The organism is Patescibacteria group bacterium, from assembly GCA_027858235.1.
Classification (GTDB): domain Bacteria; phylum Patescibacteriota; class Patescibacteriia; order Patescibacteriales; family BM507; genus BM507.
This window is the reverse complement of the sequence record JAQIDC010000007.1, coordinates 1-10,718: the sequence shown is the minus strand read 5'-3', so window position 1 is coordinate 10,718 and position 10,718 is coordinate 1. Positions and strand designations below refer to the sequence as shown.

At 31.2% G+C, this 10,718-nt stretch carries 6 protein-coding genes and 1 tRNA gene; 1 reads left to right on the top strand and 6 read right to left on the bottom strand.

The window, feature by feature from the left end; all coding sequences use genetic code 11:
• Positions 1 to 116: 116 nt before the first annotated feature.
• A tRNA-Gln gene (locus PF572_00465) sits at positions 117 to 187 on the bottom strand.
• 120 nt (positions 188 to 307) lie between these two features.
• On the opposite strand from PF572_00465, the gene PF572_00460 reads away from it, so the two are divergent.
• Positions 308 to 1,591, top strand: coding sequence for an integrase core domain-containing protein (locus PF572_00460; GenBank protein ID MDA3839537.1), 1,284 nt, complete (start codon positions 308 to 310; stop codon positions 1,589 to 1,591).
• A gap of 127 nt (positions 1,592 to 1,718) precedes the next feature.
• Here the strand turns inward: PF572_00460 and PF572_00455 are convergent, their stop codons facing one another.
• The 5 genes from PF572_00455 to PF572_00435 form a co-directional block, all read right to left on the bottom strand.
• Complete coding sequence (locus PF572_00455; GenBank protein MDA3839536.1) at positions 1,719 to 2,993, bottom strand: hypothetical protein; 1,275 nt, start codon at positions 2,991 to 2,993, stop codon at positions 1,719 to 1,721.
• 131 nt (positions 2,994 to 3,124) lie between these two features.
• Positions 3,125 to 7,246: a glycosyltransferase gene (locus PF572_00450; protein ID MDA3839535.1), complete on the bottom strand. Its 4,122-nt coding sequence runs from the start codon at positions 7,244 to 7,246 to the stop codon at positions 3,125 to 3,127.
• Complete coding sequence (locus PF572_00445) at positions 7,236 to 8,585, bottom strand: O-antigen ligase family protein (GenBank protein MDA3839534.1); 1,350 nt, start codon at positions 8,583 to 8,585, stop codon at positions 7,236 to 7,238. Before PF572_00445 ends, PF572_00450 begins: the two co-directional genes overlap by 11 nt.
• A gap of 230 nt (positions 8,586 to 8,815) precedes the next feature.
• Positions 8,816 to 9,718 carry a Wzz/FepE/Etk N-terminal domain-containing protein gene (locus PF572_00440; GenBank protein MDA3839533.1) on the bottom strand — a complete coding sequence of 301 codons (903 nt, stop codon included), beginning with the start codon at positions 9,716 to 9,718 and terminating at the stop codon, positions 8,816 to 8,818.
• A 1-nt stretch (position 9,719) separates the two neighbouring features.
• A complete protein-coding gene (locus PF572_00435; GenBank protein MDA3839532.1) occupies positions 9,720 to 10,400 on the bottom strand; it encodes a methyltransferase domain-containing protein in 681 nt (226 codons plus the stop codon).
• Positions 10,401 to 10,718: the final 318 nt, after the last annotated feature.

Sequence of the window (10,718 nt, the reverse complement as noted above, 5' to 3'; positions counted from 1 at the left end):
CATATTTAGAGATGGAGACCTGTTGCTTTATTGCTTTAATTATCAATGCAAAGTTCTCACCGCATTCCATAAACAAAATAAAAAAGTACTGAAATTTTTCAGTACTTTTTTATTTGCTCGGGAACAAGGATTCGAACCTCGATCGCCTGGACCAAAACCAGGTGTCCTACCATTAGACGATTCCCGAAAATGTAGTTTTCAATCAAAAACCACCATATTGGCGGCTATTGATAATATATAATAAAAATCTTTTTTTGTAAATACCTTGCACTCGACCATGTTACAGTTGACACTATGAAGCTTTCATATGAAGAAAAGATATAGAAAAATGTGGGAAATAGATATTGGGGTTAAAATGTCTGAAAAATATGATAATATTGATAGATTTTATGAATTAAAAAATAAGTCTATTGATATTATGCAGACTAAAGCAAATAAGGAATTAAATCCCTTGGGGTATCGATTGTCCGATGAAGCTAAGAAAAGATTAAAATGGATGTATATAATTCATTTTGAAGCTGGTGGTAAAATAGCAAAGGCCTCCAGGAGGATAGGTATATCAAGACAGTGGTTATCAAAAATACATAGTACATGGATTAATCATAGAAAAGATCCACGATCACTTGAACCAGAATCAAGGGTCCCAATTAATACTAATAAAAGGAATAGAATAAATACTGAAACTGAAGATAAAATAATTGAAGTCAGAGAAGAGTATCATTGGGGAAAAGATAAATTGGTGACAGTTTTAGAAAGAGATTATGGTATTAAAGTTGGCTCATCTACGGCTAATAGATATCTAGATAAACATGGGCTATTGGATGTTAAAATATCCAAAAGAATTAAAACAGCTCATAAGAACAAAGTGATTGAACAGAGACAAAAATCCCGTCCACCTCAAAAGATAAAAGATTACAAACCAGGAGCGCTAATAGAAAAAGATATGAAATATATAATGAAAATGGGTGGTTTTGTTAATTTAACGGGATTTAAAGTTAAAACTAATGATAGCTATTGGTGCCAACATACAGTCATTGATTCATTTACCAGAATAAGAACACTTGGATTAGCTAGGGACAGTGAGAGTAGAACTGCTGTAGCTATTCAAAAAGAATGTGAAACTAGACTACCATTTCAAATTGCCTGTGTTAACACTGACAATGGATCAGAAAATGAAAAAGATTTTAATAATTATTTAGAGAATAACAAGATTGTCCATTTCTATTCTCGCTCAGGAACACCAACTGACAATCCCAGAGTCGAACGTTCTCACTTAAGTGATGAACTTGAATTTTATCAGCATGGTAATATTTGTGAAACGTTTGAAGAACAGAAAAAAAGAATAGCGAATTGGGAATATATTTACAATAACATCAGACCACATCAAGCGCTTGGTAACCTAACTCCAATGGAGTTCTATGTATTATGGAAAGTGAAGCCAGACGAAGCATACAAAATAACTGAGAAATGGCAAAATTATCTCAAGAAACAGAGTAAACGATTAGCCAACTCTAGAAAGATGAAAAATAGGAAGAAAATAGCCAAATTAATGGACCAAATAGATAAAAAACTAGATAGAAGTTATAAATAAAAAGTGTCAATTATGTTCGTGGTCTTGCACAGGCTAAAATTACATAAAAAAAATGGGATTAGAGTAACAAAAAACCAAGTTTAAACTTGGTTTTTTATTCTATACTTAGTATTCTATACTATTATTATTACTCTATCTCAAATCCAACACTATAGGTGAGTCCTGTCCTAAGCCCATCGACTTTAATGTCAGCTCTTCTCGGGAATACTGGAGGTACTGTTATTAGTTTTGTAAATTTTCCAAATTCATCCGCCTTGGAGTAAAAAATATCACCTGAAAAACTTATTTCAATATCTTCATATGGTCCAAAACCAACCCCTCTTAATGAAACATAAGAATTTGGAGCTGCTCTATATTTATCCGCAGATAAACTGAGAGGTTCAGTAGGGCTAAGATCTTGGTCTCGGGAAGCATAATAATCAATCAAGTCTAAATTTTTATCAAGGGCGACAATAGAACTTCCGTTAAAAACTATAACTATGTCACCATTGCTACTATCCACTATATCAAGTCCCATGGCCCATGCACCTCTTGGTCCCATATCTGTTGTGTATGTCCATGAAATAGGCTCCAAATCACTTTTATTCATTTTTACTACTCCGTGACCATCAGAGAAATATACATAATCCTTATTGGAAAGAGTTGCTACATCGTAACCAACGTGAGAAATATGTTTAAAATCATCTTGAAAACCGTTAAAGCCTACTTTTCTTAAACTACTATCATCTACCACATATACAGAACCATCAATATTATCATTGTATGGTTTTTGATTATGATTTTCATCGGCAATATTCATTTGAGAATTCAATAAAACTTCCCTAGTGTTTGCATTAATTATTTCGAGGTCGCTTCCACTAAAATTATAAATGAATCCGCCGTTATTACTAAATATTAAATTTTCACTATTATTAACTTTGATGTCATAGGCATTTATTACTTGCAAATTATCATTCCAAATTTTAAGCCCCTTTGTGCCCATGGTCGCAATATTGTCCCCTGCTTTTACGACTCCAAAGAACTTATCTCGAGAATTGTCCCTTATTCTAGCAACCTGAATTGGAAAATATGGATCAGTTATATCATATTTTGATAATTCACCATTTACAAGATAAACGTAAAGCCTTGAACCTTCTTCTCTGAAAAATGAGTCTGTGAAATTTGTGTCATCCTGGGCCATAATACTAGATTTCCTATAAAGTTTTCCGTCATCGAGACCAAAAATCTCAAATTTCCCAGTATTGGTGGTGCCAATGTAAATATGATTATTATAATTTACGGCCCCACCCTTGTAGTATGGCTTCACTCTACTTTTTGCCATTGGTATAAAAAGCATTGCAACAGCAAAGATTGCAAAAAACATCACTAATTTCCTCCTTGTAAACAATTGAATTACGTTCATAAACATATAGATATATTAATTGATTACTAGCCAATTTTTATGGCACTAAAATAATTGTATTATATTAGCACAATTCTCAAAAAAATCAATAGACTTAGCAAAAAATTAATCTCTTAAAAAATAGCTAATATTTAATAACTTGTTAAAAATAATATATCTCTCCCAATACTATTATCATAAACAGATTTAATACCGTAGTATGCCCTAAGTCCCCTATCGTTAAAAAATAATTCATTCTTAAGCTTGCCACTAAAATCAAATATCTTTAAATGTGGTCCTCCCCAATCTGGAACAGTGGCAATCTCCAATGTTCCGTCTCCATCAAAATCACCTACTGCAGTTTCTGCACCGCATCGAAATTCCCCTGGATACACTGGGAATACTCCCAATAAACGATTTGAGTTATTATCTATAATATTGACCCTGGATTCATCGCCTCTGTTTGTCCCGATAACCTTTTCAAAAAGAGCATCTTTATTCGAATCGACAATATTGGATCCACCCAGAATAGAATTAAATTTTCCTAAAGACACATTGCTATAAATAATATTCATGGGTTTTTCTGTAAAAACTATTTTCGCTTTTGTCTCATTTATAATATTTTTGACTTCCTCTTTAATTTTTGTTTTTATCATATTAACAGGACCGGTACTCTCTTTTGATTCTGAAGATGTTTTACTAACAGAAATTACTTTTTCTTTTTCTCTATAAAAAAGAATAATACTATCTCTTGCTTCAAGCTCAATTTTATCTATTAGTATTTCTTCTTTATTTGAATTTATTTTTAATAAAAAACTCTCTTCTAAATTATAGTTTATCTTTCGATCATAAGAATTTACAAAAACTACACCCTTTTCAAAGTTTCTTCTCCATATACCTTGTTCATAATTACTATCGGGGCCATCGACTCTAAAAGCACTTGATATTGGTGCCCCCAAATCTAGATTATATTCGTCATACCACCATGTTTGTCCATGGTGAGTTTCCCCAAAATCAAAACTATAATAAGCATTACCAAGTAAAGCGCTCCCAAGCCCCTCACGCATTTTTCTTAAATCATTTTGATTTTTTGAGTTTGCATTAATTATTTGAATTTTCGGTTCAACATTTAAGCTTTCTTTTTCAAGATACGATTTCATTATATTCGGCCAATACCCGGCACCCTCCCAAGGAGTCGGAAAACTCTCATACATCATCCCGTTTATATAAGACTGATAGGCCACGTGTGATGAACCATTTTCAAGTATTATATATGACTCTCCAAACAAATTTCTGGTTGTGCTAAACATTCTAGCAACTCCATTTTTATATCGTTCATTAACATAGGCAATGTTATCATTTTGGCCGTCACTATTGATATCCAATTCTCCATTATTCACCCAATATAAATCATGCCAAACTGTGTCATAAAATACACCGTCCCAAAGACCAGTTGTCATTAATTTATAGTAAACAAATTTAGGGAGAGTATCATTCCAAGAATTATTAGTATTATAGTCGTCACTTCCCAAGTTCATCATATTGGTTCCAGGCCAAGCTACTGTCCGGTCACCTTGAGCATCTAACAAATACCACTCGTCATCAATTTTGTTAAAAAGCTCACAACGAAGCATACTCATATTATATGAACAAGCGTCCTGTCTTATTTCTCCAGCAGTCACGTAAGCTAAAATAATAATATCTGGATTATACTGTCTTATTTTTTTGACTTGCTCCCGACTATTAGTTTGGACTTCCATATCAAGCACCAACAAATCCCACTTAGCGAGTTCTACTGCTTCCTGATTACTTATCTCCCAGTTTAGAAAATAATTTGCAAGTTTTGGATAATTATTATTTTTTACAAAACCAAATATTGCAATTGTATTTATTGGAATTAAAAACGCTAAAACAATAAGTGTAAAAACAGATGACAAACCTTTTCTTTTTTGTCTAAGTTTTACCTTGTGTTCCGCCCTACTATATATTGCAATAAGTTTTTTATAATAATTTTCTCTACTATTTACTCTAGATACGTGCCTCCGAGCTGCGACTCCAATGCTTTTTTTTGTTTCAATATCCAAATTAGAAACTAACAAGAGCTTGGAAGATAAATCATCAGTATCAGCAAAATTATAAAGAAAACCAGTCTCCCCTTCTTGAATCATCTCAGAAAGACCACCAACACGTGATGCAACAACTATTTTTGCTACATTCATAGCCTCGATTATAGTGTAGGGAGCATTTTCGTACCACCTCGATGGAACAATAACAGCAAGAGATTCATTTATTATTTTTTCTAATTCATTTCCTTTTTTATAGCCTAATAAGAATACTCTTTGGCCTAGATTCTTTTCTTTTATAATATCTTCAATTTTTTCTCTTTCCGGACCATCACCGACTATATACAACTTATTAACTAATTTTGACTTACTAAAAGCTGAGAGTAAATCAAAAATGCCTTTCTCTTTACTAAGACGACCGTAATAAAGAAAATAATCTTTTTCTGATTCTATATTTTTGGACTCAAAGGAGAGAGGATTCGGAAGGTAATTTATTTCATTTTCAAAACCAAAATCTTCAAATTTTTCAATCAAAAAATTACTTGGAGAAATATATTCATCAACTTTTCTGTAAAGCCCAAGAAAATCGTGAAGATATGCCTCAATTATACTAACAAGACTTTTCAAGTAAGAATCTTTTACACACTTATCAAAAAAACATTTATAGTATTTCTTCTTTTTTGTTTTCTCCCAAATATTTCCATTTAACATTAAACTGTAATTTGGAGAAATTAATTTATAGTCGTGAAGAGTATAGACTATTGGTATTTTTTTCTTTTTCAAAACATTTATGATAGATGGTGATATTTGATGATAAATATTATGAAGATGTGCCACATCAGGCCTAAATTCCTTAATTAACTTTTTGAGCCTTCTGTTGGCTGAAAAATTATACCAAATATTAAAAATAGCCCTAAGTTTTTTTGAAAAACTTATTTTATCGTCATTATATTCAATATTTTCAATAAAATATTTCGACCATCTAGATGCAATATTTTCTGGATGCTTCATTGAAAAATATGCAACATCATGACCACTCTCTATTAAAATATTTGCGGTATCAAAATAGGATCTTTCGGCCCCTCCCTTGAGATAGTGAAATTTATTTACAAATAAAACCTTCTTTTTTTTCATTAATTGTTGCTCGTATATTTTTTCATATTTTTCAATCATTCTAAAAATAGAAAACTCTTCAGCTACCTTTTTTTGAAGATTCTCGGCCAATCTTTTTCTCTCATTTATATTCTTTGACAATACCACAATCTTTTCAGCTAAAGCCCTCTCATCGTCGTACTCATAGAGAAACCCAGTTTCTCCATCGTTTATTATCTCCTTTATACCATCGACTCTACTCGCTATTACGGGAAGCCCCACAGCTCCAGCCTCAAGGATGCTTATCCCTAGACCTTCCCATTTTGAAGATTGAATATATATATCAATTTCTGAATAAAATTTTTGGATATTTTTTTGAGGGCCGACTAAGACAGCCCTATCTTCTAATTTGTATTTTTTAATTAGATGACGTAGATCATACTTTAATTTACCATCACCAGCTATCTTCAATTTAATATTCTCATTCTCAACATATCTCATGGCAAGAATTAGTTTTTCAAAACCTTTTTGAGTCGTCAATCTTCCAGCAGATCCAAGAATAATTTCCTTCTGATCTTTTATTTTAATTTCTTTATAATAATTTTCGAAATGAATACCATTATGAAATACGGAAATTTTATCTTTTTCTATTTTATATGTTTCAGCAGAATAATCTTTTACAGCCTCTGATACCGCAACTATTTTTGAAAACTTATTTACAACAAAGCTCTTCAGATTTTTTTTGATAAATCCTTCGTTGTAATTTAAATTATGTTCTGTCGATATAATATTCTTTATCCCCAAAGACAGAGCAGCAAGTCCTCCATAAACATCTGCTCCGAAGAGATGAGTGTGAATTATGTCTGGTTTTTCTTTTCTTAGAATTTTTCTAATTTTAAGTATGCTCAAGAACTCTAACTTCGGAAGAGAGCCTACTAACTCAATCTTTATACCAAGTTTTTCAATCTCAGCTGCCCATTGCCCAGTTCGCCTTAAACATATCACGCTAACATCAAAAATATCTCTATTGATATTTTTTATCATTTCCGTGACAAGCCTCTCTGCCCCACCTAAATCCAGAGAAGGAATAATATATGTAATTTTTATTTTATTTTGCATATATTTTTTTTTCTTCTATTAACTTTATTGTGACAAGGGCTAAGGCAACGACAAACCATAACTTCCCTTTATAATACGAAGTATTGAACAACTCAAATATGAAAACGCTAGTAACCGCCCCTATCAAAGGTAGATATAGGCTAATAAATTTTCTATCTTTCAATGTTCCAAAAAACTTTCTATATATTGCAAACACAAAAATAAAAAAAGTTATGATTCCTAGACTACCATTTTCAAGTAATATTTTTTGTAAAACACCGTGGGAATCAACTGGTTCTCCATAGTTTGTCCTAAAACGGATATTTTGAGCGACAACATTGAAAAACTCCCCTGTTCCTTTTCCGAGAATCGGGTTTTCTCTAAAGCCATCCCAGGCAATTTCGCTCAATAAGATTCTACTGTTATTAGAGCTTGTTCCCACACTATAGGTTGTTTGCAAATTTATCATGTATAGACCAAGTGGGAATAAAAGGATTAAGACTAAAAACAATGGAATCAAAAATTTCACTACACTTTCCCTGAAGTAGATGAATGAAGATACTATGCTTACGATGAACAAAGAAAGCCAAGCACCTCTTGAAAAAGTAAGAAGCAAAATAAATCCGACAAACAATATCAAAACATTAATAAACCTTTTTTGGAACTTATTCTTGGTCCAATATTTAAGAGCAATTAAAATAAAAATTCCTGGTAATAACGTTTCTACCATTAAATTTTGATTTTCCCCGATTAAAAATATACCGAATATACTCAAGGGTTTTACGCGTGCCAGGGTATTCACCCAATCTTGAGAGAAAATTGACAATAAACCCATCAACGACACGGCCAAAACTGAAAAACTAAAAAATATAAAAGTATTTTTTAATATCTTTTCATTCTTTATCACGTTATAAGGAAGGGCAATAAATACTAAGTAGAAGAATAGAATCCACCTAAGCGAGTACCAAATGCTAGAAAATATATTATCCGAAAATATGCTTGATAATATTGTTACTATAAAAAATAAAGAAAATGAAAATAAGTGAGGAAATTTTATGTGACTGAAATCACGAGCTAAAAAATTTTGAAAGAAATACCCAAAAAATACAGAAACAGCCAATAAATCTATTAACGGAATTCTCAGCCCAGAGTATTCAAAATTCCAATTAACAACGGGCAGGAATAAAGCTATTAAATATATTCCATACTCCATTTTAATTAAAATAATTGAAAAAAATACTATAGCAAAAACTAAATAATAAAAAGGCAAAGACAGAAAACTAGACAACAAAACAAGCGCTAAGCTCACTAGCGATATAATTGCAGTAATTTTAAATAAATTTTCCCTATTATTTACCATATCCTATTTATAAATATAACCGCTAACTTTAACATAAAAGATAGATTATGTCAATATTTGAAGAAAAATTATTTATTTAGTATTCTATGGTTATTTTAATGTCGTACATATGTACGACATTAAAAAAGCCCCAATCCGAACGATGGATGTTTGAATTATTTTTGAGATAGCATGAATGTCATTAAAACAAAAATACACCTCTTTTTTAGAGGTGTATTTTTGTTAAAATTCTATAGGATATTATTAATATTCCCCTTTTTTCTTATATCATCATAATCAATTTCTAAGTCATCTCCCTCTTCATCGTTTTCTTCGTGTTCATATCCCCCAAGCTGATCGTCGTCATTCCCTGAAGACTCTCCCTGATATATTTCATTTTCATTGTGATAATTTTTTTCTGAGCTTTTTTCCTTTGTTTCTTTGTTGGTATTTTTTTCTACATTATTATTTTCTTCTACCAAGTAAGTTTTGAGTTGTTTTGTTTTCTTTTTTCCTCTCTCGGGCAATAATCTTAGATCATATTTTCTATCAGGAAAAAGATATATATAAATAAATGAGAACAGTAAACTAAAAACAAGCCCAGCAATAACATTTATAATCATATTGGGTTTAACAGGAAAATTTGATGTTACAGGCTCATTAATTACTTTTACTTCAACATTCTCACCACTTCCATGATATTCCATATGAAATGTTTTCAAATTATAGCCAATTGATTCTACAATTAATTCTGCCTGTTCTCTATCTGAATGAGTAGCGGATATATATAGAATCCCCGTATCTTCAACATTTCTAACATTAATAGTGCTTGACCATTTTTTTAACTGATCTTTTGAGGTTTTGCCAAAATATGTCTCACTTACTCCAAACCCTGAATTAATAACTTTTTTGTAGAAAGATCCTGAATAGATGACTTGACCCAAAACATTACCTAAATGTTCTGAAGATTTAGAAACTAGATAAGGATCTGTATTGTTTAGATTTTTTTGAATAATTAATACTTGCATTTCTGAACCGTATTTTTTTGGTAAAACAAAATTTACTAGCAGAACTAGTACAAGCACCGTGAAAACAATAGAAAAAATTGTCTTCTTTTTATTTCTAATAAGTTTTACAAAATCGTATAATTCCATATTATTTTTTTTCAAATGCTAAACAAACATTTCCCATTAATCTTTCATATCCCAATCTATGTATTATTTTATCATAAATCTTACTAATAAACCCTATTATTGGGAATCTGTATAAATAACCAAAAGTAAACGGTGTAAAATTTTTCTCAACTAACTTTAAACCCTTGCTTTCAAATATCTCTACAAACTCTTTAATACTCTTATACGAATATTTAGTTTCATGAGCTTCATGACCTTCACCTTCGCCTTCTCCGCGAATATATTGATGGAACCAAAGTGGAGTAAATTTTGATATTAAGAACTCTGGCGCTTGTGGATTTGGAATTGAAGTAACAAAACTTCCTTCATTTTTCAAAATCCTATTTATCTCTTTAGCAGAATTATTTAAGTCATCAACATGCTCTAACACAAAATTTGCAAAAACAATATCGTAACTATCATTTGAAACTTCTCTCATTTCTTCCACTGAACAAATGTAGGTCTTATTTAGTTTTAAATATTCCACTCTCGAATCTATAACATCTGTTCTATCTTCAATGAAGTCACAATCAGCTCCGTCTAATTCCTTTTCGATAACCAGGCTTGTGTTTGCACCAATATTGATAATATAGGCTTTTGTTCCTAATCTTTTAATTGATTTTATCAAATATTTTATCAAATATTTTTCTCCTGGTGTTTGCATTTAATTTTTCAAAATTATATTTTTATTACAACTATTTATACTAGCACATATTATTACTTTTGTCAATAGAGAGATTTTTCATTCTCTATTCGCTGTCCATCTAAGCCTCGCTTCTATAAACGATATTACTTAATATAAATTAATTATTTTAAATATATAGAGACCCCTGTCAAGGCCAAGTAGAAATGTCCTACTTTGAGCCAAATAGAAATGTCCTACCTGGCTGAATTAATTATTTTGTATCGATATTCTTTGTTGTTTATATGATTTTCCATAAAGATATTGTCTTCGCCATGGATGATCTATTGGCGGTTTATA